This is a genomic window from Ruegeria halocynthiae, from assembly GCF_000743705.1.
GTDB lineage: Bacteria > Pseudomonadota > Alphaproteobacteria > Rhodobacterales > Rhodobacteraceae > Ruegeria > Ruegeria halocynthiae_B.
On sequence record NZ_JQEZ01000005.1, the window covers coordinates 283,804 to 309,979 of the forward strand.

Annotated in this window: 26 protein-coding genes and 1 tRNA gene; 14 read left to right on the forward strand and 13 right to left on the reverse strand. The window is 51.9% G+C overall.

Features of this window, described 5'->3' with window-relative positions:
- Positions 1-46 precede the first annotated feature (46 nt).
- The 5 genes from JT51_RS21300 to JT51_RS18380 all read right to left on the reverse strand — a co-directional run bounded on the left by JT51_RS21300 (position 47) and on the right by JT51_RS18380 (position 5,940).
- Positions 47-679 (reverse strand): DUF3885 domain-containing protein, encoded by a 633-nt coding sequence (locus JT51_RS21300; RefSeq protein WP_051927633.1) that lies wholly within the window; start codon positions 677-679, stop codon positions 47-49.
- Positions 680-768: 89 nt separating this feature from the next.
- Entirely contained in the window at positions 769-1,158 is a 390-nt protein-coding gene (locus JT51_RS18365; RefSeq protein ID WP_037316237.1) for a hypothetical protein, read from the reverse strand.
- A 2-nt stretch (positions 1,159-1,160) separates the two neighbouring features.
- Entirely contained in the window at positions 1,161-1,865 is a 705-nt protein-coding gene (locus tag JT51_RS18370) for a hypothetical protein (protein ID WP_051927634.1), read from the reverse strand.
- 68 nt (positions 1,866-1,933) lie between these two features.
- Positions 1,934-2,539, reverse strand: a complete 606-nt coding sequence (locus JT51_RS18375; protein WP_152563381.1) for a hypothetical protein — start codon at positions 2,537-2,539, stop codon at positions 1,934-1,936.
- 26 nt (positions 2,540-2,565) lie between these two features.
- The gene (locus JT51_RS18380) at positions 2,566-5,940 is read right to left on the reverse strand and encodes a DUF3857 domain-containing transglutaminase family protein (protein WP_037316244.1); all 3,375 of its coding nucleotides are present in this window, start codon (positions 5,938-5,940) and stop codon (positions 2,566-2,568) included.
- Positions 5,941-6,477: 537 nt separating this feature from the next.
- Between JT51_RS18380 and JT51_RS18385 the strand changes: the two genes are divergently transcribed.
- Complete coding sequence (locus JT51_RS18385; RefSeq protein WP_235216206.1) at positions 6,478-7,524, forward strand: NAD-dependent epimerase/dehydratase family protein; 1,047 nt, start codon at positions 6,478-6,480, stop codon at positions 7,522-7,524.
- 251 nt (positions 7,525-7,775) lie between these two features.
- Positions 7,776-8,975: a hypothetical protein gene (locus JT51_RS18390; protein ID WP_037316245.1), complete on the forward strand. Its 1,200-nt coding sequence runs from the start codon at positions 7,776-7,778 to the stop codon at positions 8,973-8,975.
- A gap of 208 nt (positions 8,976-9,183) precedes the next feature.
- On the opposite strand, the gene JT51_RS18395 is transcribed toward JT51_RS18390, so the two are convergent.
- Positions 9,184-9,423 carry a helix-turn-helix domain-containing protein gene (locus JT51_RS18395; protein WP_037316246.1) on the reverse strand — a complete coding sequence of 80 codons (240 nt, stop codon included), beginning with the start codon at positions 9,421-9,423 and terminating at the stop codon, positions 9,184-9,186.
- 83 nt (positions 9,424-9,506) lie between these two features.
- On the opposite strand from JT51_RS18395, the gene JT51_RS18400 reads away from it, so the two are divergent.
- Together JT51_RS18400 and JT51_RS21835 are read left to right on the forward strand one after the other, a co-directional pair.
- The gene (locus tag JT51_RS18400; RefSeq protein ID WP_037316247.1) at positions 9,507-10,157 is read left to right on the forward strand and encodes a hypothetical protein; all 651 of its coding nucleotides are present in this window, start codon (positions 9,507-9,509) and stop codon (positions 10,155-10,157) included.
- A 431-nt stretch (positions 10,158-10,588) separates the two neighbouring features.
- Positions 10,589-11,092 (forward strand): zinc ribbon domain-containing protein, encoded by a 504-nt coding sequence (locus tag JT51_RS21835; RefSeq protein ID WP_152563382.1) that lies wholly within the window; start codon positions 10,589-10,591, stop codon positions 11,090-11,092.
- Between the two features lie 322 nt (positions 11,093-11,414).
- Here the strand turns inward: JT51_RS21835 and JT51_RS18415 are convergent, their stop codons facing one another.
- Both JT51_RS18415 and JT51_RS18425 read right to left on the reverse strand, forming a co-directional pair.
- Complete coding sequence (locus JT51_RS18415) at positions 11,415-11,906, reverse strand: GNAT family N-acetyltransferase (RefSeq protein ID WP_037316252.1); 492 nt, start codon at positions 11,904-11,906, stop codon at positions 11,415-11,417.
- 770 nt (positions 11,907-12,676) lie between these two features.
- A complete protein-coding gene (locus JT51_RS18425; RefSeq protein ID WP_037316258.1) occupies positions 12,677-13,852 on the reverse strand; it encodes a tyrosine-type recombinase/integrase in 1,176 nt (391 codons plus the stop codon).
- A gap of 162 nt (positions 13,853-14,014) precedes the next feature.
- Here JT51_RS18425 and JT51_RS18430 point away from each other — a divergent pair.
- The 3 genes from JT51_RS18430 to JT51_RS21840 all read left to right on the forward strand — a co-directional run bounded on the left by JT51_RS18430 (position 14,015) and on the right by JT51_RS21840 (position 16,366).
- A tRNA-OTHER gene (locus tag JT51_RS18430) sits at positions 14,015-14,074 on the forward strand.
- An 809-nt stretch (positions 14,075-14,883) separates the two neighbouring features.
- Positions 14,884-16,008, forward strand: coding sequence for a tetratricopeptide repeat protein (locus JT51_RS21305; RefSeq protein WP_081894736.1), 1,125 nt, complete (start codon positions 14,884-14,886; stop codon positions 16,006-16,008).
- Positions 16,009-16,057: 49 nt separating this feature from the next.
- Positions 16,058-16,366 carry a hypothetical protein gene (locus tag JT51_RS21840; RefSeq protein WP_152563383.1) on the forward strand — a complete coding sequence of 103 codons (309 nt, stop codon included), beginning with the start codon at positions 16,058-16,060 and terminating at the stop codon, positions 16,364-16,366.
- Between the two features lie 213 nt (positions 16,367-16,579).
- Here the strand turns inward: JT51_RS21840 and JT51_RS18440 are convergent, their stop codons facing one another.
- The 3 genes from JT51_RS18440 to JT51_RS18450 all read right to left on the reverse strand — a co-directional run bounded on the left by JT51_RS18440 (position 16,580) and on the right by JT51_RS18450 (position 18,785).
- Positions 16,580-17,119 carry a hypothetical protein gene (locus JT51_RS18440; protein ID WP_152563384.1) on the reverse strand — a complete coding sequence of 180 codons (540 nt, stop codon included), beginning with the start codon at positions 17,117-17,119 and terminating at the stop codon, positions 16,580-16,582.
- Positions 17,120-17,548: 429 nt separating this feature from the next.
- A complete protein-coding gene (locus tag JT51_RS18445; protein WP_037316266.1) occupies positions 17,549-18,241 on the reverse strand; it encodes an MOSC domain-containing protein in 693 nt (230 codons plus the stop codon).
- Complete coding sequence (locus JT51_RS18450) at positions 18,228-18,785, reverse strand: MarR family winged helix-turn-helix transcriptional regulator (protein ID WP_037316269.1); 558 nt, start codon at positions 18,783-18,785, stop codon at positions 18,228-18,230. Before JT51_RS18450 ends, JT51_RS18445 begins: the two co-directional genes overlap by 14 nt.
- An 89-nt stretch (positions 18,786-18,874) precedes the next feature.
- Between JT51_RS18450 and JT51_RS18455 the strand changes: the two genes are divergently transcribed.
- On the forward strand, positions 18,875-19,627 hold the full coding sequence (locus tag JT51_RS18455) for a hypothetical protein (protein WP_037316277.1): 753 nt from the start codon (positions 18,875-18,877) through the stop codon (positions 19,625-19,627).
- A gap of 107 nt (positions 19,628-19,734) precedes the next feature.
- Here JT51_RS18455 and JT51_RS18460 read toward each other — a convergent pair whose 3' ends face one another.
- Complete coding sequence (locus JT51_RS18460; protein ID WP_037316282.1) at positions 19,735-20,064, reverse strand: ArsR/SmtB family transcription factor; 330 nt, start codon at positions 20,062-20,064, stop codon at positions 19,735-19,737.
- Positions 20,065-20,164: 100 nt separating this feature from the next.
- Between JT51_RS18460 and JT51_RS18465 the strand changes: the two genes are divergently transcribed.
- The 6 genes from JT51_RS18465 to JT51_RS21590 all read left to right on the forward strand — a co-directional run bounded on the left by JT51_RS18465 (position 20,165) and on the right by JT51_RS21590 (position 25,311).
- Positions 20,165-20,866 (forward strand): glutathione S-transferase family protein, encoded by a 702-nt coding sequence (locus JT51_RS18465; RefSeq protein ID WP_051927636.1) that lies wholly within the window; start codon positions 20,165-20,167, stop codon positions 20,864-20,866.
- Between the two features lie 180 nt (positions 20,867-21,046).
- Positions 21,047-22,174: a MalY/PatB family protein gene (locus tag JT51_RS18470; RefSeq protein ID WP_200876112.1), complete on the forward strand. Its 1,128-nt coding sequence runs from the start codon at positions 21,047-21,049 to the stop codon at positions 22,172-22,174.
- A 108-nt stretch (positions 22,175-22,282) separates the two neighbouring features.
- Positions 22,283-23,539, forward strand: coding sequence for a sulfite dehydrogenase (gene soxC / locus JT51_RS18475; RefSeq protein WP_037316285.1), 1,257 nt, complete (start codon positions 22,283-22,285; stop codon positions 23,537-23,539).
- Positions 23,529-24,074 (forward strand): c-type cytochrome, encoded by a 546-nt coding sequence (locus JT51_RS18480; protein ID WP_037316286.1) that lies wholly within the window; start codon positions 23,529-23,531, stop codon positions 24,072-24,074. The genes soxC and JT51_RS18480 overlap by 11 nt, the downstream gene beginning before the upstream one ends.
- A gap of 76 nt (positions 24,075-24,150) precedes the next feature.
- A complete protein-coding gene (locus JT51_RS18485; RefSeq protein ID WP_037316287.1) occupies positions 24,151-24,894 on the forward strand; it encodes a glucose 1-dehydrogenase in 744 nt (247 codons plus the stop codon).
- 63 nt (positions 24,895-24,957) lie between these two features.
- A complete protein-coding gene (locus JT51_RS21590) occupies positions 24,958-25,311 on the forward strand; it encodes a DUF3088 family protein (protein WP_160175199.1) in 354 nt (117 codons plus the stop codon).
- Positions 25,312-25,672: 361 nt separating this feature from the next.
- On the opposite strand, the gene JT51_RS18495 is transcribed toward JT51_RS21590, so the two are convergent.
- Positions 25,673-26,176: integrase core domain-containing protein (locus tag JT51_RS18495; protein ID WP_037316292.1), on the reverse strand; the 504-nt coding region annotated here is incomplete at its 5' end.

Here is a 26,176-nt window from a genome sequence, read left to right on the forward strand (position 1 = left end):
ATACTAACGTGGGCGGAAATTGCACAGCAGTTCTAAATCGCAGCACCTATGTCTCCTCAAATGCCACCTTCATCCGGGGCATATCGAAATCGAGAAGCCAAGAGTGTCGCGACCAGTACAAATCCAAGAGCGCTTCTCTTCGCATAGTGATAACATCCAGTCCCCGATCATCATACGGGTGCAGAGCAATCTGATTGTCGAAGTCAACGAAGTACAGGCTAGCGCTAACCGCAGGTCGAATGCCAAGTTCAGAACCAAGCGCCAACCAAAGCACCTCCCTGACTAAATCAGGTCCTGCCAACGATACCGCAGCCCAGTGACGATACAGGTCGCTGCCAAACTCTTCGATATTATCGTCGTCTTTCTGGGCAACTGCCCCCAGATCGATAAAATCACTCCGAGAAAGCCCAATGGTCTCGTATGGCTTCAAATGCTCCTTCGGTGGGCTGGCCCCGCCGAAGGTAGAACTCACCAGCCAGACCGATGATTGGGCAAATAGGTCTGCGGCTACAGCGTCGGCTCGCTCAAACGCTTGAATAAATCGCTTTATTGATCGGTCAGTACTTACGTCCTCTCCACCAAGTTCAAACCTTAGAGCCATCTCAAACTCGTAGAACAATCCGTGGGGCAGTTCCGCACAACCAAATACGGACTCAATCTCTTTTTTGGGATCAATCATAGGGCCTTATTAGCAGCCAGAAACCGTGAAACGCCAGTACAACAAGGAACGCGACCTTAATTTGAAGAACGGCGACAAAGTGCTTTTGCCTACCCAAACCGATGGTACTGTGAACGCATGTACGGCGTGACCTGCCAAGCATCCTCGATGTCTATGTCAAAAGCTGACCAATACCATATTTGATGAGCATGCAATTCCGGTCTTGTCGCAAGGTCGTCCAAGAACGCGTTCCACCTGTCGTCGCCCTCCAAGTTCTCGCCATACTCTTCAAACGCTTGGATAATTACGTCTGCCAATGTGAAGCGTACATCATCGTCCTGAACTTCTGAGAAAAGCGCCAAATAATCATTCAGGTTTGTTGGATCGGCGATTTCATAGGCCCAATCTTGCATCCAAGGCTCATTCTGAACACCAAGCCTCTCCGCAAGATAATCTATCGCTGCTTTGGTCCAATACCTTTCTGGCGGCTTCGCAACCATCTTCAAATCCCCCGCAATAAGCTGTTGAGTTTCTTCAAAATAGGTTGGCGTGCACGCGCCTGGAGAAAGCGACTTGGTACATGCCGCAAAAATCCACCCCAGTTGCCAGTTTTCTTTCGATCCCGCGATCCAAGGAAGTCTATCAGCACCGAAGTTGTTTCCCGGTCGTAAGCCCACAAGGTATGTTGATTGTGCTCGATCTGGAAATAGGCGTCATCTGGCCAACTCAAGTCGTGTTTTCTGCGGAGCAAACAGGATCTGCACACGACCGTCCCAATATCCAAACCGTGAGACCGATACAGATACTTGCTGTGAAGCCAGTCTTCGGGCCTGTAGCCGTCTGGCAAGTCTTCTATATCGCTCATGTCGTTGCTACTCAGGCCATGGTAATAGATGGCAGCGTGCCAGCTGCCATGACCGGTATTTTCCACGAGCTTGTATTCAAAAGCCTTACTCTTCCGAAAAAAGCCGACATCCTTTTTCAGCCTAATTATAACCAATTCTGCGAACTCAAATTTAGCCTCTGCATTGCAGCATGGGCACCTGATTGCCAGGCGATGAGGCATTGGGTTCCAGTCATAAAAGCCGGTCATATTCGATGATGCCTGCTCAAACTCGAAGACTTCAACGCGAGCAGCATCGCATAACAAACAAACCCAACGACTGCTCTCTTCGCATTCGGCTCGGTTCCTATGCCAGTCCTGCATGCCGATTCCTTAGCATGATATGATGACTTAGCCGTCATATTCGTCGTCCTTGTACAGAGGCGGGTGGGTTAAGCGCAGCGCAATTGCAAAAAATAGTGCAACACAATGGGCAACACAGAGAGCGCCGCCACTCTGGTGGCCAAAGTGGTATTCAGGACCAACAGAGTTTCATTGACCACAATGACAAGAATGACGACCAAAGCGCTGAGCATCAGCACATGCCGTCTAAATTCGAGAGAGACATCGGAGTCTTTTGATGCCGGGGCGAAACGGTTCAAGATATCCCGGTCACCCCAAACGCCCAACGCCATGACCGCAGCATACACCGCACAGTAGATAGTGACCAATTTCTGACTCAACCAAGGTTCGCACCACCAAACTTGGATTACCAATACACAAATTTGTATTGCCAAAGCCCAACTTGCAGTCGAGCGTGTGAAATCAAATGTATGGTGATGCCGCCGAGTTGTGACAGGGAGCGCGCCCCAGATCTGCGCTGCTTGTGCAAATACACCTGCCCAAACAAAGGCCACAGGTGCGGAAACCTGAGCCGCCTGCAATACCGTCCAACTACTGAGGAATATGACAGGCATCAGCAATCTGCCTACCGAAATCGGGGGCAAGTTGCTTAGCAATATCCACAAATACAGTGAAAAACGGCGCAGTGGGTTCATAGATTCTTCGCTTAGCTAAGGCGGCGTCAGGGTGCGCAACCTTCATCCTCTTCCTGTTTGGCTTTTGCAGCAAGTACCTCCGCTCGTATTCCTTGCCGAAAGAACAACAGCATGAGCATCGCAACCAACAAGAAGACCGGAAAAATCATCAACTGCGTCGCATTCAAGCCCATATAGATCGGTTTGTTTTCCACGGCTTCAAACAGCCGTCGATGCAGGTAGACGTAATACCCATCGTTATTGTCGACGTAGTCCTCACCCTCTCTCCAGGCGTCTTCATCGCCCGGTTTGAGCGTTGTTTGTTTTGTTTTGAGGCTCCACTGGTATGTCCAGGTTGCGTCTACCTCATTCCACTCGCCGCCGGTATTGAATTGGATAAAGTCATTTTCGAACTCAAGCGCGTTTGGCTTTTTGATTGGGGCGGGAACATTGCGCATAACGACCCTATGGACGTTGTGCATCGGAGCGTTTACGCGAGATTGCCCTTCCAGCACCTCGTCGTCATCAAACTCATAGAGCTCACCAGAAATAGCATAGCCGGAGTGGTTCAGTTTGTTCCAAAGGTCTTTTTCCTCAAACCCGTCGCGAGGCAACGTGTAACGCTGGACGAGGCTAAAAACATTGGCGTCGAGATCGTCCTCAATGATCAATGCCTCTGAGTGCGTGGCTCCGGGAAACCGCTTGGCGTACCACTTTTCATACTGTTTGCGCCGGTCTTCCATGTCTTCGCCGTCATAGCGCCAGCGCATGTTGTCCGCTTCGACACCCTGCCATGTGTCTGTGACATTGAGTACGGCGGCAATCGGGCCTTCATCCAAGAACACATATTCCTGCACAGCCTCTCGGGTCGGTTCATCAGAAAGATTCGTTACAACTTCAACAAGTCCGGTGCTGTCCTCTGCCAATGGCAGGCCCCAGGCGAAATCCCTCAGTGGGATCTCGCGACCTACGCCGCCTTGCAGTAGATCGGTTGCGTCTACAAACCAGTCACCTTGCGGATCGCGGACACGTACAATGGCGTGATCAAAGATAAACGGAGAAGGCAACATGCGCGGCAAAGCAGGCCCCATGTCGTGGTCGACGAGAACGACATCGGCCTCAATCTGCAAATACGCCAGCATGGAAATCAGAAGAAGCGCCTTGTCCTTGCAATCGCCATATGCGCTCAGCCAGACCTCATTGGGGGATCGAGGTATCCAGCCGCCTTCGCCAATTGAAACGCTGAAATACCGGACCCGGTCCTGTACCAAACGCAAAGCTTGCGTCGCGCGCCATTGCGGATCTTCGGACTGCTCCAGCATTTCATCAAGCAGTTTGATCAGGTCACCGGGCAGCAAGTCCGGTCTGGGTTTGTAGTCGCTGGTTAGTCTCTGGATGATCTGAAACCAATCCTGAAAGGTCGAGAGTTGCAACCCATCGTTGGAGACATCCCAATCATCCGCAGAGCGTGTGTTTCTGTCATCTGCTTCAGCCTTTTCCAAGGACCAACTCAAGATCGTTCTGCCGGCAGCCTCTTCACGCTGCACATCAAATTCATCTGTGTGGTTCAGCTCAAAACGCATTGCAGTGGGCAAGTCTATGGAAGTGCGCCTTTGTTCCCAGCCCCAGTCTCTGAGCCCGTCTGAACGATAGTGAAACTGATCCGGGAAAACGGGTGTGGTGGCTGTAGTTGACCAGATCATCTCGACGGTGTCGCCAACACGAAGATCCACGATTTGACCGAAATACTCGATGTCGCCCAGCATCACGCCTGAGTTGAGCTCCGGTTCGCGCCGGAGTTCTTCGAACGGCAAGTCGAGTTGATCTAATACTTTGCCATCTCTGTGTATCTGCAATCGATGAAGAGTGGCGCGTTCAAAATTCGGATCCACCATCAACTGAACCTCGCCATAGAGTTCCAGCGTTGAGCGATCATGCACGGCAAAGAAGCTCTGCCTGACCCTCTGGTATTCGTTGTCTTCCAATCGAATCTTTTCGTCATGAATGGGTAGGTTAACGGGTGCGTCGGTATTCACAGCCGCTACTCGATCCTGCTGCGAAACTTCCTCGTACCACTCAGGTAGGTTTTCATCGCGCAGCAGTTCCGTTGATGCAGGTTTGGCGCCGGCCAAATTAAACAAGCCCAATATGACAAGAAAGACGATGACCCAAATTGCAATGTTGACGAATGTGGATTGCCACCACCTTTTTTTCTCAATTTTCGGCGCCGCGGATCGTTTAGTATCTGTCCATAGGCCCAGCCCCTGAGACACCCTGTAAGCGGAAAGAAGATTTGCCGCAGCGGGTATTTCCGGCACGACATGCAAACGATCATCTTTCGTTTCGATAATGGTCAGATCATTTTCATTGTGAACAGAACGAACCGCTGACCAATTGAGGCGCAATCGTTTGCCTTCGCGCCAGATTTCGACGGCTGTCTTGTCGCAACTCACTGCCGTCGGGCCCCAGTCGAAACCACGCAAAAGTCCGTGACGGTAGTAATGAAGATGGCGCAGTTTCGGCAGATAAGGCCAATCATTTACCGCTGCTGTGGTCATCGCGATAAATAGCAATATGACACCGATTTGATTAAACAACGGAAAACCCGCATCCAATGACTTCCCGGTCAACAAAACAAAGAAGAGAAAAATAGAGAGACCCGAGATCCATGCATACGCCAAATAGTTGAATACTGAGTCCAGCCAGGCGGGACAGGGTGTCCCCAGTTTTTTGGATAGTCCTTCCAAGGCATGAAAAACTGCGGTCGCGGATATTTCTTGGTAATTGGCCGCTGCTGGGGCGTTTCTTGGGTCAAAACCCTTCGAGTTTTTCGCTGCCCTTTTCTTTTTCACTTTCTCTACAAGTCGCCTGGCATCTTCTTCTGACGGCAATGGAAGAAAAAACAGTCCGTAGTTCGCTCTTTTCCAGATCACAAACCGTCCGACACGTAACGGTTTGGATACATGCGCGAAGTGCCAGGCTTCTGTCTGGTCAATTTCAACGGCTTCGACGTAGTCTTTCTTGACTATGTACCGCGTTTTACCACTTGAATGTTCAGCCGCACTAAGAACCACAGGGGCGCGACCCCTCCAAACTGCCCAAACGCTTCCGGCGCTCAAAGCATGGGACCGCGCAAGAAAAAAACAAAATAAACCAAGTGGTATTGGTGCCCAGAGTTTGGCTCCAGCTACACTCAAATCGAGCCCAGAATTCCAGGCGGCGACAAAGCCTCCAAGTAGTTCAGCAAGAAACGTTACTGCCAGGCATCCGACAGCTATCGCCAATAGGAGAAACTGCTTAAATGCCCTGCGAGCATCCAGCCGATACCGCTCAAAACGTACTTCGCTCGTCAGTTCGGTTTCGAAGATCAGTATTGACGAATTGTCTGGTGCTGGCACCAGCTCCGAATGAATCGCATTCACAACAGTATTTCCCAACAAATTCAATACTCGCCAATAGATTGAACATTCATGGCAAAAATATGGTCTGAGTGTAGCAAATGGCGCTACTGGGGATTATTGTAACCCGCTGACAATGGAGGTTTATCTCCACTCCACGAGGTTGATCTTGATCACGGCAAAGGGCTAATTGAAATCCGTGCTTCCGCGTAGTTTGCAATAACTGATTTGGCGACACATGCTGCTACACAGCGAAAATCATAATGCGCTTGCGAACAATTTCTGCGCCAGCATTACCTTCAAGAGCAAAAGGCAGGTTTGTCCGCGACCTGTGAATTCGACGCCTGTTTCATGCTGCGATCGGCACGAACGGCCGTTTATTCTGCTGCACACCGGCACGGAGTTTTTCGCTCGTGCCGCAATTTTCACGCTGCGAGCACGCGCAGCGAAAATCGAACACTTCCGGTGTGGGCTCACTTTTCACCAGTCCATGCAATCTGCAGAGAATGGCTGTAGCGTGCGCATTTTACATTTTTTTGGTGTTTGATAGGTTTCTTGTAATTGGTTCAAAAGGACTACTTCATGCGCTGTCTCGTTGTGGGTGGAACAGGATTTCTGGGTGGCGCAATTGTCGATGCCTTATTGGATGGCGGCTATTCTGTCTCGATCCTCTCACGTGGGATAACAGATTCAACAAATGCGGCAGTCGTCGAAGTGATCCAGGCTGACCGATATGAAGACCTGACAATGCTGAAAAAGCAGTCATTTGATTGGGTGTTCGATACCTGTGCCTATACTCCAGAAGCTGTAGAACGGCTGTTGAAAGCGGTAGGTCATACCATCACAAGGTATGTTCTGATTTCATCTGTGTCTGCCTACGGGACGTTCAAAGAAGATCGTCAAAATGAAACGGCGACCGTTCCGGACGCTACGTCGTTAGATTTTGAAATCGCTGCGGGCCTACCCCCTAAAGATCGTGCATCCGCGTTTGCCTATGGGGCATCCTATGGTCCGCTCAAACGTGCCTGCGAGCGCAAGGCCGATGAGATGTTGGGTGAGCGCGCAACTTCTTTACGAGTTGGGCTATTGATAGGTGCAGGTGACTATTCTGATCGGTTGACGTGGTGGGTCCGCAGGTTGGATCAAGCACGCGAGGGACGCGAGCGCGTGCCAGCACCTGCACCCAAAGACCGTTTAGTACAAATGATAGACGTTAAAGATGTTGCACAGTTTGCCGTACAATGCGGGAACGATGCACTGTCTGGAATTTGGAATGTGACCGGCGAGCCCATTCCGATGGGGGAGGTGCTTTCACAGATTGCAGAGGTGAGCAATTCCGAAGCAGAATTTGTGTGGGTCGAGGAAAGTTCTATTGTGGCGGCAGGTGTTGCGCCGTGGTCAGACATTCCGCTAATGGCGCCTTCGTTACCCGAGTTCCGTTATTTTCTCTCCATTGGGACTGAAAAGGCAAAATTGGCAGGTCTAACCTGCCGACCGTTGCGTGAGACAATAACGCCATTGCTAAAGTGGGATCGAGCAAGGCAAGATGTGCCGCTAAAGTGCGGAATGACAAGAGATCAAGAGGCGGAGCTACTCAAAGCATCCTAATTATGGATCAGTCGCTTGTCCGCACAACCGCCGTTGGTCATGTCAGGACAAGTCGCAAGCCCGACAGAAAGCGTCGGATGACCGGTGTGAGCCCACTTTACTAATTTTCTGCGCAGCAGCGAATGTCCGGTACCGGAAGGCCACCAAGACAATCAACTAAATTCAGCGCTGAGCGAACTTTGATCTAAACGAATTATTGGCCATTTTTTTTGAATGAGTTATTCATCAGGACGCAACCGCGGGAGTGTTGGATGTACTACGTTGCCGAGACCGAAAGCTTGATCGCGGATGGTGTGATTTCAGAAGGCCAAGCCGATGAAATAAAATCGCGTGCGCGAACTGCGATGGTTGCTCTTTGCGTCAACGCCTTGTTGATCGCAGGCATTATTGCTGCGACGCTGGGACTCGTTTTTTATCTTGCTTCAGCGCTCAGTGTAGCAATTTGTGGTGGGCTGTTTCTAGCCGTCGGCCTACTGATTTTGCGGCATGCGGCCTCGCTCTATCGAATGTTTGGCAATGCCAGCTCTTTGATTGGGGCGGGCATGTTGATTAGCGGAACTGGCATTGAACTGGCGGACAAGATACCTGATGCCGCTGGGTGGTTGATGATTGTCATTGGGGCTGTAATTTTCGGCCTTTGTACATGGCGTTTCAGGGCTGTTCCTTCGCAGTTGCGCTTTGCATACGGGGCTGTGCTCTTGATGGGTGGAGCGCTGCATATCGTCGGTATCTATTTTTCTTTCAACCACGCTGGTATTAGCGGTTGGCCCATGCCTTTCGTACATTTCTACGTGTTTGCATTTATCGTGGCACTCGGCGTGTTTCTTGATACCCGGTTGATCACGGCGTTGGCGATTGCGCCCTTCGCGCAGATGCTGGACACAGGAACTTATTATTTCTCGGCGGCCTATGTGTTCTACTCGCCAGAACCGACACTCAGTATTTTGCAGATGTCGCTGCTAATTGGTGCCTGTCTGTGGGCGGCAAACCGATGGGGAGGTCGCATCTCTCGACAGGCTGGCATCCTGATGATCATGGCATTTGTAGTGGCGAACCTATGTTTCCTTGTCGGCAGCATCTGGGGGGACGTCTTGGGTGAAACCTGGTGGGGGCCAACGCGGGACGATTTTGACGATTACAGCGCATATTTCGCCGAGCGCGATACCTTCCGCGCGGCAGCTTTCAACATCAGCGAGCAAGTGTACGCGGTCATCTGGGCTGTCCTGCTGGCAATTTTAATTATCTGGACGGCGTTGAGTAACCGAAGAGGGCTTTTCAATACGGGCATGACCTTCGCGGCCATCCACGGCTATACGCAGATGTTTGAGAGTTTTTCCGACGAGCCGTTGGCCTATGTCATCGGCGGGCTAGCCGCGATCCCTCTAGCCTTTGGACTATGGCGTTTAAACAACGTTTGGTTTCAGCCATTGGATGTAGCAGGGGCACGTTGAGGGGATCGGCGAGCAGATACAAAACGGACATTGGTGCAGCCGCAGCAAATGGCAACAAAGTCCCGCATATTGTCGGTTGATGGCTGACACATAGAATGACCGCATCGGTGCCGAGCAAGAGATTTTACCCTTTGGATTTGGCCTTATGTTGGGGGCAAATCGTGCGCACCTTACTCATGTCCTCCAATAAGGTCGCTTTGGAAACACCTCATGGTTTTACCATCTCGGTAAGAATTTCGGTGAATGCTTCGATGCCGGTTGTCGCCTCTGCCCATCTCGCAAACTCAACTACATCCATCCGTCTTTCGCCAGTTTCGGACTTAGCAACAAACGACTGAACAGTGCCCAAACGTTCCGCAAGCCCAGCCTGTGTCAAGCCCGCTTGGAGTCTGGCTTCTTTGAGGCCAGTTATCAAAATTTGATGCTCTCTGGTTCTGAGGGATTTCAATGTCAGGTGCCGTATTGATCAGTTGTTGGCAACCTGATAATCCCAAGTTAGAATAATCCCATTTTGGAATAAGGTTAGCTAACTTGCTGAGAATTATACTTACATTCCTTCTGCTTGCTTGCGGCAGCGTTGTTTCTGCACAGGCAGCGACCGAGCGTCACAACCTCGAAACTGCATTCCGCGCCCTAGACCATGCCTCGCGTGAAGCGGCACAAATTGAACTTCAACAGCAGAACTTGTACCTGCAGCAGATTGACGGCCTCTGGGGTGCTGGAACCGAGCGGGCTCTATTGGCTGCACTATTTATGTTGATCGAAGTTGGAACTGATGTTTCGGTAGAGACAGAAGCCGACGCACGGCATTTCCTCGACTTCATTATTGCCGGTTCTTCGCGAGGTCTCATTTTTGGTGAAGCCGATGAGCCTGAGGATAGCATTGGCTTGCCAGCCAACTTGGCAAGCTATCTATCGTTTGGCGCACAGATCGCCGATTGGCGACAAGCAACTCAACAGATCAGAGTCGCATCTGCCGCGAACTATTACACAGCCTTGATTCCTTCCGACGCACAAGTTCAACACCTGATCCAAAGTGGACAGTTGCAGATGATCGCGGAACGCATCGCTCCATGCATGGATGAGATGATCGAGTTCGGTTTGCAGACCGGGCAAAAACGCGCGTCTGATCTTATCTACCCTGATTTTTCGCAAGTGTGCGCAGCGCTGGTCCTTCAATAGACCCTAAAACCTGCGGGTCTTTTTGTGCCCGAACCTTCCAAAAAACTCCCCGCTAAAACAGGATACGAAATGAAGCTCTTGATAGGCGCAACCGCCATGTTGGTCTGTTTTTACTTTGGTCAATGGATGTTCCGCAGTGGAATGCGATTGCAGAACAATGGTCAAAAGATCGGTGGGTGGTTCCGAATATTCTGCTCCATACAATTTTTCATATATCCGATGATCGGCATGGCAACAATTCTATCCTCAAAGTAGCGGATCGCCTGCAAGGCTAACGAGAACACCAAATACGCGTTCAGTGATGCGCTCGTTGGTAAAGCCGAAGGCTTCGGAAAAAGCCCGCCGGGGACGTACTCGACAGCTAAGTTGGCTCCCTTCCGAATACCTCTTCAATCACACCATTCAAACAAACCAAAGACGAGCGGTACAAGATGGCCCTTACCACCTGCTACGAATGCAAAACTGAAATCTCTGATCAAGCCACAGCCTGTCCTAACTGTGGTGCCCCGCAACACTCTGGCAATGAGGACGCAACCAGCAAAAGCACTGCCCATGAGTTTGTGAGAGTGGTTGTCGGTTTCGTTGTCGCTAGCTTTGTCTTGACCTATGGACTGAATTGGCTGTCACAAGGTGAACCACCAAACCCCGTCGCAATGGTGACTGATCTATTGAGGCAAATGGATTTTGAAGTCGGCGATCTGGATTGCGAGAGCATTCACGACGAGATCATCGCGCTTTCCAAAGAGCATGCTATTCAGAATAGTGGTGTCACGATGCAGGCCCTTGTGAACATATCGACGGAGTCTCAATCGCCAAAGGAAGTCACATGCATTGGTCGCGCAACTTGGTCGAATAGCACCAACAGCCGGGTCGAATACTCGAAAACGTACAGGGACGGAGAGGCGTGGCTTGAATTCCAAGAACTACTGTTTTGATATTCAGCGCTACCCCTCAGAATATCGCGTTCCGACAGACGGCAGCCAAACTGATAACCCATTGTTAATGCGGAGTATGTGCTGAGCGGCGCTCTAACGCGCAGAGCGTGGCCGTTCAGCAGTTTTAAGTGTGTTGTGGCATTGGCGCGTAGTTCGCGCGTCAGTGGCTTGCTCTCGCCGTCTCAATTGGAAATAAGAGCCCCATTGCCGCCGTTAGTCACGCGTCAGTCTTTTGCTCGCGCGGCGGGTTGCGAAGCGCACAGACCGGACATTAGCCGCGCCACGATTGAACTGGTAGAGCGCGGACAAAGTGACCTAGGGCTCAAAGAGATTTTACTAACCGATGCAGCTCTTGTTGGTTGTCTCCAACAACGCTCATTCCACTCAATCCAGTCGCTGAAAAGCCTTCGCGTTCCCAGAAAGCGCGCCCCTTTGAGTTGATCGTCATGACAGCAAGATACAGGCACTTGGCCTCGCCTGCTCTCGCAAGACCCTCCACTTGGGAGAGGAAGCTCTTACCCATACCTTGGTTCCGTGCCCATGGGCCGAGCATCATGAGGCCGATGTAGGCGTCGCCAGCTTCAGGAAAACCAAAGAATAAGTCCGCTATTCCTGACAATCGTTCACCCAGGAAAAGGCCCAGTCGGCGGGCATCTTTAGGGTCGCAGTCTGGCGGGAGATCCTTGAAAAACTCCTTAGCCTTTTCGAGGCCCGGTCGACTACCTTCCGCAATTTCCCAGTAGTCGGGTGCATCAACATAGAATTCGACAACCCTGTTCAGGTCAGACGCCATATCAAGAGGACGGATCAGCATATTCACCGGGAAACTTTCTGAGCTTTCGTCAGCGTTCTGGCCTGCCTCTGGAAGGTTGTCAATTTGAGCCCTAAATGACCGCAGGTTCGGATCGGTTCAACCCGGTTTCTGCCAAAGAAAACGACCTAGAAAGTGCTCGCAATGAATGAGGCGACGAGCATCGCAGGGGGAGCAGCAGCGGCGACATGATACCAGCGTCTGAACTCTTCTTCCTCTTGCTCGATCGACAATCCACCTTTGTCCCTATCACCGTAGGCTCGCTTGGATTCGCGAAACAAGGATAGTAAAAATGGAGTTGTCGTCACTATTTGTCCATTGCTAATGCGGTAACCGCCTAACAAAAGAAGGAAAATGGAACAAACTAGTGCAAACAAAATCAAGACAATGTAGGCCACACTGAGTTTCTTAGCAGGAAGAATGCTTGTCGGCAACGTAGCGACGGAACGGCGTTCAAATGCCCTCAAAATGGCAGGGGAAATGGCAACATAGCTACCGCTCGACCAAGGTTAAGTCGAACGGCGGCAAAGTCCCGCACAGCTGCTGTCCACGGCTCCAAAACACTGTTTCTTTGATCGAAAGTCCGCTTCCTATTCATTGCCGCCGTCGCTGAGGCCCAGTGCTGCAAGGGCAGCGAACGGCGGCTTGGTGGCCTTCGAGTTTTTTAGATCAGACTTGGCAAACATTAACTTCCAACCGAAGCCGCAGTTAAGAAGTGTTTGCCAAGCGCTGAGACTGGCCACCTCAATGCCTATCATCAATGAACACTGCGTCTATACGATGGAGTCGCTAACAACTTTGCCAATTGCATTGGCCGCAGCCAGTGCTGGGTCGTTGTCAACATGCGCGTAGCGAGCGGTCGTTTGAGTTTGCGTATGGCCTAGCAAACGCCCAATAACAGGAAGGGCGACGCCTTGCCCGACTGCGATGCTGGCGGCTGTGTGGCGCAGATCGTGTATTCTGATGTCCGTCAGTTCAGCCGCTTCGCAGATCACTCTCCAAGGTTTTGACAAGTTAACCAGCGGTGAGTCTGGCTTCTTGCCGGGAAATACGTAGCTCGATTCTGGGTCGCGCGTAGTCACCTTCTGCGATTCTAGAACCTGAATAGCGTCGTCCCCTAAGAACAGTGGTTTCGCCCCAGTTTTACTATCGGGCAGCGAGATGAGTTTTAGGTCCCAATTAATCCAATCCCATTCGCAGGTAGCGACTTCGTTTCTGCGTGCGCCTGTTAGCAACAGGAGCCTGATTAGGTTGGCTACATCCGGCCAAATTGTGCCGTCGTCTACCAGATCGCGCAGCGCCTTCCCGAGCCGTTCGAGTTCAGGACCGGACAAGAACCGTTCCCGTGGCTGTTCTCCAAATTTCTTTACAAAGCGGCATGGATTGGTTCCTTGCTCTCGCCACTCCCATGCTTCGCATCTGTTCATCAACGATGACAGCAAGGCTAGCATTCGATTTGCCAAATATGGTGTGTTACTCAGCGACTGATGTAAGCGGCTAACGTCTGATCGCGAAACATCTACAGCTTTGGTGCTGCCCAACCTAGGGCCAATGTGCCGCTCCCAACACGAGGTATAATCTCGAATGGTCGCGGGCTTCTTGTTGGCCAGTTCCTCACGCTGGAATTTCTCCCACGCGTCAACAAGTTTTGGAGCACCTCGTATGGCTTGCCTTTCACCTTGCGGGTCAGCACCTCGTTTCACGGCCGCTAATATCTGTCGGGCATGTTCCTTTGCTTGGTCAAACGGGATTTGCCCATGAGTGCCAATCGTCACCGAACGTTGTTTAGCGCTGCGTCCGCCGCCGCCTGAACGATATTTGACAACGTATCGCTTTGCGCCTGAGGGCAACAGTCTGACACCAAACCCAGATAGCGTGTCATCCCAAAGATAAAGGGGCTTATCTTCGCGGCATGTGGCGTTGTCGATTTGTCGTTTAGTCAATTTCATTAGCTTTGGTTCCTCAAAACAGCCACAGCAACCACCTAGCAACCACCAGGCATAGCACTTTGTGACAAACAGTATGAGGAGAGTGCGGGTGAATCTCAATAAAAACAAAGGTATTTCAAATGGTTATGCACCAGTATGGCGCAACATGGAAAACCGTGGAAAAGCCGTTTGAACTAACTTTTAATCAGTGGGTCGCAGGTTCGAATCCTGCACGGCTCACCACTTTTTTCAATAATAACAAATATTTACACTGAGTCTTGTAGAGCGCGCTTCGGGACGTTCGGCTTGCCGGAAGCAATACGGAAGCACTGTGACAAAGATTGAAGTGTGCCTATTGGATCACAATGGTATCGCGCGGCGGCAGCTCTTGGACACGGATGTGCAATCTCCCGGACAAACTCAAGCGGGAATTGAGCAGGTCGGCCACCAAGCAGACCTTCGCTGCTAATGCAGGACTGGGCCTCAGCGACGGCGGCAATGCACTGGAAGCGGACTTTAAATCAAAGATGCAGTGATTTGGGGCCTTGGACAGCGGCTATGCGGACTTTGCCGACATTCACTTTTCTTGCTTCGCTGACGCAGCATCGGTTCGCATCTGCAGCACGTCTGTGGTTGCGGCGCGGCGCAAGCCGCCAATCCGGTCGTTCGCAGACGTCGATTTCGCCTAAACCAAGACCGCACTTTCGCTGCGAGCAGGTTGGGCAAGCGAGACGCGGACAAACCGGACTTGTGCAGCTTCGGATAATGCTTACGCAGAAAGCTTTGGTATGCACGGCAGAGGCCATTCTGCCTTGCGGCACGCATCATCGAACCGGTCCTTCAAATGGGGTAGCCCATGCGAATTTCAAACGACCCATTCGCTGCGCCAAAACTCAGGAAAGCCACTTGTATTATCGTCTCCTACCTTGGCACTTCTCACCGAACATTAACAGTCAACGCTGACATCAACCGATTTGCGTGATGATTTTGGTTGCCATCTCAATATCACCTGCGCTACCAAAGGTAGAGTTGACTTGTCCAGAAATATTAATATGCGTGTATCGACACTTGCCGCTCTTGGAGTTCCTATCGCGGCAGTAATTTTTGTAGCTTCATGGTATGCATTGCGGCCTTTCGAAATTGATGAAGCAACGTTGCGCGCGGACTGCGAAACGTACGCGATACCACCGATTAGAACAGTGGAAGCGTGTACTGCTCTTCTATCAAAGGGTGAAGCTTCAGTTGCAGATCGAACGAATTTCCTGCTTTGGCGAGGTCATGCCTATAGAAATTTGGGGGAAGTTCAGAAAGCAAACGCTGACGTAACCGAAGTTCTAAACTTCGATCCAAATCACCTGAATGCATTGATCTCGAGAGGCTATCTGAGAAGCGACGCTGGCCGCTTTAGCGAAGCAATTGAGGATTTTTCGCGCGCCATTTCAGTTGATCCGCAGAAAGCTACTACGTTTAAACGCAGGGCCACAATTTATTACAATAATGGGAAGATGGATTTGGCGCTTGCAGATTATACCAGAGCCTTGGAACTGGATCCTACATATGAGGAAGCCGCAGGCGATATCGCTAATGTTCTATTTGTCCAAGAACGTTACGATGAAGCGATTGAGAATTTGCGTCGGTTCGTTGTGAAATGGCCAGAAAATGCCGGGTTCCAGGGGACGCTTGGCTTCTTACTCTACAATTACACAGACGAGTATGCCGAAGCGTTGGAAGCGTTTTATAAGCACGATGAGCTTCTACCCAGTCTGGTGAGCAAATATATTTTTCCGGCGATGGTCTACTTTAAGGCAAGAGAACCTCTAAAAGCGCGAAAACTCATTGAAATATACGCGGAAAAGTTGGACGAGAAAAACCGCCAAAACGCCCCTGCCGCTGCACGTTTCTTTCGGTCCTTCGGGCTCGACGGAGAATTTGGTAGAGACATTCAGATTTTTTACAGAAGCCAAGCCTTAGCGCGGGCCGGTCAAGTTGAAGCCGCAACACGCGAATATAATGTGTTCGAAAAGAAATTCGGCGTCGCAGCACGCCTCGCAGCTTCGGAAGAAATCTTACGAAATGGGGTAACCCTCGACAAAAAGAGGGCTACTCAGGAAAATGACTACTTTGCTGAAAAACTGGAGCTTTATTTCACTGAGCTCTCGAAGCTTGGAAATTGGTAGTTAAAACCTAATCAACTCGACATTCGAACTAGTCTACAGGATGCAATAAATGGCCAATCCGGAAACCAACGATTCATTTGTTCCCCCTATATCTGCGGAAGAGGGTCAAAAACTTATTGATATGGCACTGGGAGCTAGAGAGGAAGTAGTAGGTGATGCGATTTGCAGCACTGGTCAAGGCATGATGGGAATACTGCTAGGCTTACCTATCGGTGGAGCAATTGGATATGGCGCTCGCGTACTTGGCTTTGTAAAAAATGGACAGGTAGGTGCCGCAGCAGGTGGCGCAGCTGGTAGCGCCATTGGTTACGGGGCTACGAACGACCCTGACGATCCTCGCTGCGACGCCCACGAATGACCGAGTTTGTAGCCGCGATGCGGCACAGCAATTTGAGCACCTGCAGAGATTTCCACGCTGCGAGCGCACGCAGCACAAAATCGCGATAGCCGCGTTGGGCTCAGACCGGTCATCTGACGGTTTCAGTGGGTCATCGGGTCGGTTCAGACGGCATCAAGGTCAGTAACGCGGACAAAGCGGCCATACTATGTACCTGAACTAAGTCCGGGGATGTTATTTCATCTGGTCATGGACAACAACTTTCCAATAGCTGGTAACCAGATGTTGGAACAAGCAAGAAGCTTCTAATCGATTTAGATCGTCCAATTCTTTTTGTTCAAGGTCTCGTAACCACGGTTGATATGGTATTTCACTAAAATCGCGAAGAAACTCGCACCCAAGCTTTGCGCGCTTATTTGCATATTCAATTGCCAGTTTTCTGAGGTGATGACCGGTTGTTTTTACGTCGGGATAGTTGCTGTGCAAAAAACCGGTCATCTTGGACCTAGTTTGTTCCGAAAATGCGGAAAGACATTCTTCCCCAGTATGTTCCACAATTCCATCCGTGACTCTTATGTCCAATAGATAGCATTCTGAAAGAACTTCTTTCGTGCATTCCAAAACCGCCTGCTCATCGACTTTCTTATTTTTTGTTAAGGGCGCTTCGTGAAGGCAGTTAAACATAGAGGACAAAATATCAATGTCTTGCGCGCCAGCACTTTTGGGACCAAATAACAAGCTTACCAATACCAGAGAAACTATAAGGTTTTTCAACGTGTTCACTTCCTTTGAGTGCAGGGATAAGGCAGATCACTCTTGTTGTCAGGTGAGAAATTCAATGTATGCTCGCGAACAAAGCCAAGCAATAGCTCGTGACCGCTTTGGGCTCGGAGCCGACATTCGATCAATTCACTCTGACATTTGACTGGCATCTAGGCGGCCAACGTCGGCAAAGTGCTGAAAGCGGCCTAATGCAGCGGCAGCAACCAGATCACTCGGCTATGTCCGGTCAGGGGCTCTGACCGCCAGTCGGCGCGAGCCGCAGAGAAAGGTGGGAGAGAGCCCGAAAGAATCAACTTTTGCGTTGTGTCTCAACTGTCGGACTGTAGCAGCAACAGGTCAGTGGTTTTGGCAAGCTTCGCAGTCTGATCGCGGGCCGAACAAATACGGAGTTTAGATGCATACAAAGTCCAATGGACCTGTCTAAGCGCCCAACCTGGCGGTGGTATCTTCATGCGCGATCCCATCTGCCATACGCGCGAATGCCGCACGCCAGCCCGGTGCAAGATCCTCGATATTGGCGAGTATTTCGGCCTCATGCGGGCTTACGCGCCGGGTCAACCGAGCCTGTGTGACGCGCTTGACGCTCCAGTCTTGGTGACGCCGTTCAACAAGCGCTATCACGTCTCCGGGCGCTACAGATCCAGGTTCCAATACTCTGTAATACCAACCCGTCCGGCCCGTTTTCTGAAACAGATAAGGCATCTTTTTATTGCCCGTATGCAGACCAAGTTTCCAACAAGGCTGGCGGCCCTGGCTGATCTGAACCGTGGCAGTGCCAAGTGTCAGGATATCACCGATGCAGAGGTTGTCCTCGGTCAATCCTCGGGTGGAGATGTTTTCCCCAAAGGCAGCAGGGTTTGTATTCGGTGCCAAATGCCCTTCTGACTGCCATGCGCTGTAGTGATCAAAGGCATAGTGATGAATGGCCTTTTCGGCGCCACCATGCACCGTCAGGTCTGCCTGTTCGTCCCCGGAAAACCCGTTAAACGAAATATCCTGTGGACCGCTGACCCGATCTTTTTGAATGGCTGATGGCGGCTTACCTTCCCACCGATCTTTAGCCGCGCCGAGGAACAGGCCATTTACTCGGGCAGTCAAGTCAGGATGCGCCATTCGCCACCTCTTTGTGTTCAACGCAGATCTTGTTGTTTTCGCCCACTGACAGCGAAACCGACAGGAGTTTGCAAAAACCATTCACCTCTTGCGGGTCATAGTGCTCGCACGTCTTGCACAGGCCAAAGGACTGACCGCCGTTAGCCTTCAGGGCCAGTTGCAAGCCGCGCCTCAAAGCGTTTTCCAGCTCGGCCTGTTCATCAAGGTTAAGCGACTCGAACGCGACAGCTATGGGGTTTGAAGCCGTCAAAACCTCGCGCCCTGCCTCAGTCGGCGTATACGAGATCGACCGCTTGTCAGACTTCGAAGTCTCTTCAGCAATGTATCCCTTGCGGGAAAGCACTTTCAGAGTCTGAGACATCGTGCCCCGGGTCGTTCCGAGATACTCAGCCACATGGGATGGGGCCCGGGAATACCTATTGGCCTGAACCAAATACTCTAAGGCACCCCGTTGCGCAGGGTTCAGATCACCGCCCCAACTGTGAGCGGCATCAAGTCTGGCGATCCGGTTGATAAGCGCGCGAATGCGGTGACTGGTATCCATCCATAACTCATAGCGAGTCGATATCACCCTTGCAATCAGTTTCGGAAAATAGTATCGAGTCGCTATTAATGAAATTCAGGAGAAATCACATGAAACTGTCCCTGCCCAAAATCACGGCCGCGGTCGTACTGATTGCAAACGGAGCCCTTGCTGATGGTGACCACGCGGTAGACATGCACGATGCTGTCACCTCACCCGCCGATGAAACCAAGGTGGCTGACTTTGACATATTGGCCGCCCACGCCCACCGGAACGGCAATGTTGTAACCTTCCACATGACAACAAACGGCGTAGCCGGAGCTTCTACGCCTGCCTCGACCGGATCTGTTGGCGGCTCAGACGTGTGGTCCTACGTCTGGCCAACCTCACTCGATCCGTCTGCGGTCGGTTTTGAAGGCGGAACGGGCATTCTGGCCATGGCTGCGACGAGCCACCCGGACTTCGATGATACGCCACTTTACGACGAAAACGGGGATGGCGATCCCGCGAATGACGGTATTGAGTGGCACAGTCACTGGGTTGTCCTTACACCAACCGAGGAATGTGGGCCCGGCGCGCTTGCGGTTCGCGACATACCCGAGGGCACTAACCCAAAACTACCCGCAACCTGGCCAGGGTTTCCGATCTTTCTCGACAGCCCAGGCTTCACACCGCTGTTCGACGGCCCGGAAATAAAGGTGAACGCGGGTTTCGCCAACGATGTCGAGCTTGCTGATGTTGCCTATGACGGTGTTACGTCCGCTCTGCGCGTCAACGTCAATGTCCACGCACCGCTGCTCTGCGTAACCGATGTGTTTGACATCGCATCTGGGAATCTGAGCCTGCCCGGCAAGGTGAAATAGGCTGATCCTGTTGCTATCGAGTCCGCGAAAAAACTACAGCTGCCGTAGAAACAACCCCGTGTTACGGCAGCTGCTCTAAGCGTGTGGTTGCGGCCCAACAACGAGGATCAGCACTCAAAGTTCGGCAGGCCGCAATGTTCCCGAATGTCGGGGTGATTACTGCAACAATCATTTAGAATGAATGAGAGAAGCCCACCCAGCCCAAGAAAGCTCACCCGATAGATGATCTTCCGGGATTGGCGTTCCGAGGTTATCAGGCCAGCGCGCTCCAACGCCGATAGATGAAAAGATGCTTTCGAAGATATTGCATCCATCGCCTCTGCAATCTCGCCAGCCGAAGCGCCATCGTCGCCGCGCCCGATCAGAAATCGAATGATGCGCAATCGCATTTCCTGAGACAGGGCACCAAGCATGGCAATCGCGTCTTTCTCATCCATATTTCAACCTCTCTTGAAATGTTGAATAGTTATCCATATAACACCTTCGACTCATCACAAACAACCCGACAGCCCTCTGCCTCACCAAATTGGACATGCCATGAAAATTGTCAGCCTCACCATATGCCCATTCGTCCAGCGCGTCGCCGCATTGCTCGAAGCAAAGAACCTGTCCTACGAGATCGAGTTCATCAGCTTGCAAGACAAGCCCCAATGGTTTCTCGACATCTCGCCCAATGGTCAGGTGCCAGTCCTCATTACTGATGGTGGGCAGGCGCTTTTTGAAAGCGATGCTATCGTTGAGTATCTCGAAGAGGCATATCCACCTCTGCAAGCCGACTTGTCGCCGGAAGAAAAGGCAACGAACCGTGCCTGGAGCTATCTGGCGACCAAGAACTATCTGGTTCAATGCAGTGCTCAGCGCAGCGCGGATGCAGCTACCCTCTCTGAGCGCGCGGCGAAGCTGGACACCGCTTTTGACCGGATCGAAGCTAAGCTAAGCGATACTCCTTACTTTGCTGGAGACGAGATCGGCATGGTGGATATTGCATGGTTGGTCCTGCTGCATCGTGCTGACATCATCGAGAAAAACACCGGCTACGATTTCGTTGGTGATCGACCAAAGCTGAAATCATGGCAGAAGCACCTGATGCAGACGGTCTTGGCAGAAAAGTCAGTGTCACCGGAGTTTGAGGGCGCATTTTCTGAATTTTACCTGTCGGGCCAGACTTTTCTTGGCCAATGCAAAGAAGATGGCGGGTGCCAGCAGCGTGTGCCTGAACTGGCGGACGGGTGCTGCTGACAGATGCACCAGTCATCCACCCTGAATTCTGATCCCGACACCTCTCTCCAAAGGAATCCTCTCGTGAGCCCGTTTGACACAGCCCCTGCAAAAACCGGTGACACCTTTGTCCGGCATGATCCCAATTTCCTGAATATGGTATTTGGCACCGATCAGGTAACGCCCTTGTGGGTTGCCGACATGGATTTTGCCGTCGCAAATCCAATCCAGGAAGAGCTTCTGCGTTTGGCAAACCGCGGTCAGTTTTCCTATGAGTTCAACTCAAAAGGCGTTTTTGCGGCGATCTCGAACTGGTTCAAACGCCGTCACAACCTTTCGCTGGACCCCGACAAGTTTGAACAAGTTCCCGGAGTGCTCACCGCCATTGCGATGCTGATCCGCGAGTTGACCGAGCTCGGTGACAGTGTGTTGATGCAGGTCCCGGCCTATCATCAGTTTGGCAAGGTCATCAGCACCGCCGGCCGGAACATCATCAAAAGCCCGCTTCGGAACATCGATGGCTCATACGAGATGGATTACACCGATCTCGAAGAGAAGCTGAGCGCACCAGATGTCAAAGCCATGATCCTGTGCAACCCGCACAACCCGGTCGGTCGCGTGTGGCGCAGAGACGAGCTGGAACAGTTGGTGAGTGTCGCCAACCGCCACAGCGTGACAATCATCAGCGATGAGATCCATTCCGACATCATCTATGCGGGTCATCGCTTCACCAGCATGATGGCCGTGGATCACGAAAACCACGTATCGGTGATCGGCTCGCCGGCAAAGACCTTTGGTATGCACAGCATCTCAAACGGTTATGTCTACACCGGGAACGAGGTGCTTCTGGAGCGTTTCAAGAAGACGGCAGACTCCATGTACCTCACGCATGGGAACGCTTTCACGACTTTTGCGACCATTGCAGCTTACGAAAATGGCGAGGCCTGGGTGGATGAATTGCTCACCTATCTGGAAGGCACGTTGGCGTGGATTGATCAATTTCTGAAAGAGGACTTGCCTGCCATCAGGATGTCTCCGGTCGAGGGCACCTATCAGATTTGGCTCGATTGTTCCGCGACCGGGCTGGCAGGCGATGATCTGAAGGCCACGCTCGGCGACTCCGGCTTTGGTGCCACGCCAGGCACCTGGTTTGATCAGGACGCCACTCAGTTCATTCGCGTTAATATAGCAGCGCCCAGAGCAGATATCGAAAAGGCGTTCAGACAGTTCAAAACGGTGTTGGATCGGATTGCGGAAGACCGCGCCAAAGGACATGTTCCGGCGGACCAGAAAGCATGTTCCGGCGCTTCAACAAATTCCTGCTGCTGATCGAAGCCACATGAGCCGGCTTGCGGTCTGCACATCAAGTGATGTGCGCGGGTCCCGATCAGCCTCATTCCAACAATTGAATAGCTACCAATTCAGGAGGTTACTCAGATGACAAAGACAACCGGTTTCGTGGGGAGGCGTGACTTTCTGAGGGCGGGTGCCACGTTTCTGACCGCAAGTTCCGCGGCCCTTCCGGCAGCGCTTGCTGCGACACGCGCGTCCGCTGCGCCGGAATTCCCAGATAACATGCTCTATCCTGGTGTGGAGGACGAGGCCTACGGCAGACCGTCTCCTCATGAGGCTGAGGTTGCGCGAAAGATTTTTCCGCAAAATGAAAAATCGACGCTGACCGCATCTTTCACACCTCTGCACAATCAAAAAGGCATCATCACACCTTCAGGGCTTCACTTTGGTGCCCATCACTCGGGCGTTCCCGACATCGATCCGGAAACACATGAGTTGTTCATTCATGGAATGACTGACCGCCCCTTGAAGTTCACAACGCGTGATCTCATGCGATACCCATTGTCAGGTGGCATAAATTTTCTGGAGTGCGGGGGAAATAGCGCGCCACAGGGCTATTATCCTGAGGCGCAACCGATGCCCCTGCAATACCTTCACGGGTTGGTGTCCGGGTCCGAATGGATTGGTGTCCCGGTCAAACTGCTTTTGCAAGAAGCAGGTCTAAATCCCAAGGCCAAGTGGGTGATTGCCGAAGGTGCGGACGCGGGTTCACTTGCACGTAGCATTCCTCTGCAAAAGCTGATGGATGATGCGATCATCGCGCTTTACCAAAACGGTGAACGATTGCGACCCGCGCAAGGGTATCCCATGCGTCTGTTCCTTCCCGGGTGGGAAGGCAATACCAGCATCAAGTGGCTCAGACGTCTCGAAGTCACCGACCGCCCGGCCTACACCCGCGAAGAAAGCCGCCACTATTCTGAAACCCTTGCCGATGGCTCAATTGAAGGCTTCAGCATGTATATGGGCGTCAAGTCGGTGATCACCCATCCCTCGGCAGGGCAGGTCCTGCCTGAGAAAGGGTATTACCAGGTTAACGGATTGGCGTGGTCCGGGTTCGGGAAAATTTCCAGGATCGAAGTGTCTGATGATGGCGGCAAGAACTGGATACCTGCTGACATCGAGGGGCCCGTGCTGAGCAAATCCTTGACACGTTTCACTCTGCCCTGGCGTTGGGATGGAAATCCAGTGCGCCTGCAAAGTCGTGCATTCGACGAATGGGATAACGTCCAGCCGACCCATGAAACTTGGAAAAGCAGGTACTTTGAGGGAAGTCGCAACCACTACAACGCAATCCAGACCTGGTTCATCGACGCACAGGGAGCCATCTCAAATGTCTTCTAAAAAACAAATGCTACACTTGATCGCTCTTGGACTTCTCGCGGCAAGTGGGGCCACCGCTGAAGATACACCCGCACTTGGTCAAACCATCCCGACAGAAGAGCTGGCAGGTCTCAGCACAACGGTTTACCCGGACGGCGAAGGGCTGCCGCCGGGCGGCGGTACTGTGCGGCAGGGCAAGGTCGTGTACGAGGACCAATGCTCAGTTTGCCATGGTGAAAACGGGGAAGGTGATATGAGCATGTATATCCCAATCCTTGCCGGCAATGGCAAACCCGATCACGGCTTTCACTGGTCAACGGGCTATTCCTGGCCCTATGCAACGAGCATCTTTGAATATGTCCGCACTGCAATGCCACCCTTCAATCCCAAAGAGCTGAGCACGGCAGAAATCTATGCGGTCACTGCGTATATTCTCCACATGAATGGTTTCCTGCCAGAAGACGGAGAAGTGAGCCAAAGCACGCTTCCGAAGGTCAAGATGCCCGCGCAGGATTACTTCAGCAGCAAATGGGAGAAAGAGGAAAGCCAGCACTGATCCTGGTTTCAAAACAGGACGGATCGCCGTCGTCTCGGACACTTCTACATACTCAAACAACTGGGGAGGCACCTTCGTGCTTGAAGGAAAAACAGCTCTTGTAACGGGCGGATCCAGCGGCATTGGCTTGGCATCAGCCAAAATGTTGAAGGACAATGGCGCCCGCGTTGCAATCACCGGAACAAATGCGGACAAACTCAAGTTGGCGCATGAAAAACTCGGCGATGACAGCATCGCAATCCAGGCAGATGTCAGCAATCTGGATGATCTAGACCGAACGCGATCTGAGTTGCAGCAGGCCTTCGGCAAGCTGGATATTCTTTTTGCCAACGCAGGTGTCGCCTTCAATACGCCACTCGGGAAGACCGATGAAGCGATGTATCATCGGATGATGGATGTGAACGTGAAAGGCACGTTCTTTTCGGTTCAATCTGTACTTCCACTGATGCAGGAAGGGGCTTCCATCATCTTGAATACGTCGTGGCTGAATCAGATCGGAACACCAAAAAAGACGTTGCTATCGGCATCCAAGGCTGCTGTGCGTTCGTTTGCCCGCGTTATGTCAGCTGAACTTGTGGATCAGCGCATCCGTGTGAACTGTGTGAGTCCAGGCACCATCGAAACACCAATCCATCGCGGTCCAGATGAAACCGACGAACATTTTCATGCATATGTCGAGCGTGTTGGACAACAGGTGCCTGTGGGTCGTATGGGAAAGCCAGAAGACATAGCTTCCGCTGTGCTGTTTCTGGCAAGCGATGCGTCCAGTTACATGCTGGGTACAGAGATGGTCATTGATGGCGGTCGCGCTGAACTCTGAAATTCCCCCGGATAGCTCAGGCTACCAAAATGCTGAGCTGCGCAAACTTGAAATGAATACATGATGACGAAAACCATCCTCTACCTGCTCAGATCTGATTTTGTTGACACCCAAATCGGAGACACGCCGTTCTATTGCCGTCAATGCTTGATCGTTGAAGGGCTGTTGGCTGTTTTCCCGCACGTCCGCCAAAACCTTGACGTTCGTTACGTCGATTTTGATAGACCCAGAGGCGGCATGGAAATGTATGTTGGTGACAACCAATCTTGCCCACAGCTCGTTTTTGCCGCTGGGGATGACGATTGTTCTATCGGGATCAGCCGATCCGGAATTTCCGCAGTACGTCGGATCGAAGATGTGGAGGACGTTCTCGCTTATCTGATCAAGCGTTTTGATCTGCCCCGACCGCATCCTTAGCAAGTGCTGGCCGCCATGGCTGTTGTCAGGTTGGGCGCCTATAGGTTTGCTGAGCCAAAGGTCGCTTTTGTTGAGTTTGGGCCTTTGTTCTGCTTGTAGCGAAGGTCGGTTTCGTCCGCGATGCCGCCTTTTACAAAGCCGGGTTGAAGGTCTGCTTAGCGCGGTTCACGACTTGCTGCATTTGCAAAAGACCGAAGCATGGTCGAAGGCGGCTAAGGGCTCATTCGCCAAAGAAGCCAAGCGCTTCCTCTTCGATCAGCTCCATGTCGGCGTCGGAGAACCCAAGATTGTCCGTCGTCATATAAAATGGGACATCAGAGCGGCTTGATTATTGGAGGCTCTGGTTCGTTAACGTGATTGATTATGCGGCTTGTTTTTGATGTTGCAAGCGGCGCTGTTGGATTGTCAGCTTCTTGATCTTTGCCCTTTCTCTGATGATGGCTTTGTCACGCCCGAAGTAGACGTCTGCCGGTGTGACGTTGTTCAGGCTCTCGTGGTATCGCTCGTTATTGTAGTAATCGACGAAAGCCTCGATCTGACGTTCCAGATCGCCGGGCAGGTAGTAGTTTTCCAGCAGAACCCGGTTCTTCATGGTTTGATGCCAACGCTCGATCTTGCCCTGGGTTTGCGGGTGGAACGGAGCGCCGCGAACATGGCCCATCTTTTGGTCTTCCAGCCATTCGGCCAAATCGCCGGAGATGTAACAGGACCCATTGTCACTCAGCAGGCGTGGCTTGTGCCGAACGATGGCCTGGTCGCATCMAGATGCCGCCAGAGCCAGTTCGATTGTGTCAGTCACGTCTTCGGCCCGCATGTTTGTGCAGAGCTTCCAGGCAACGATATAGCGGCTGAAATCGTCCAGGAT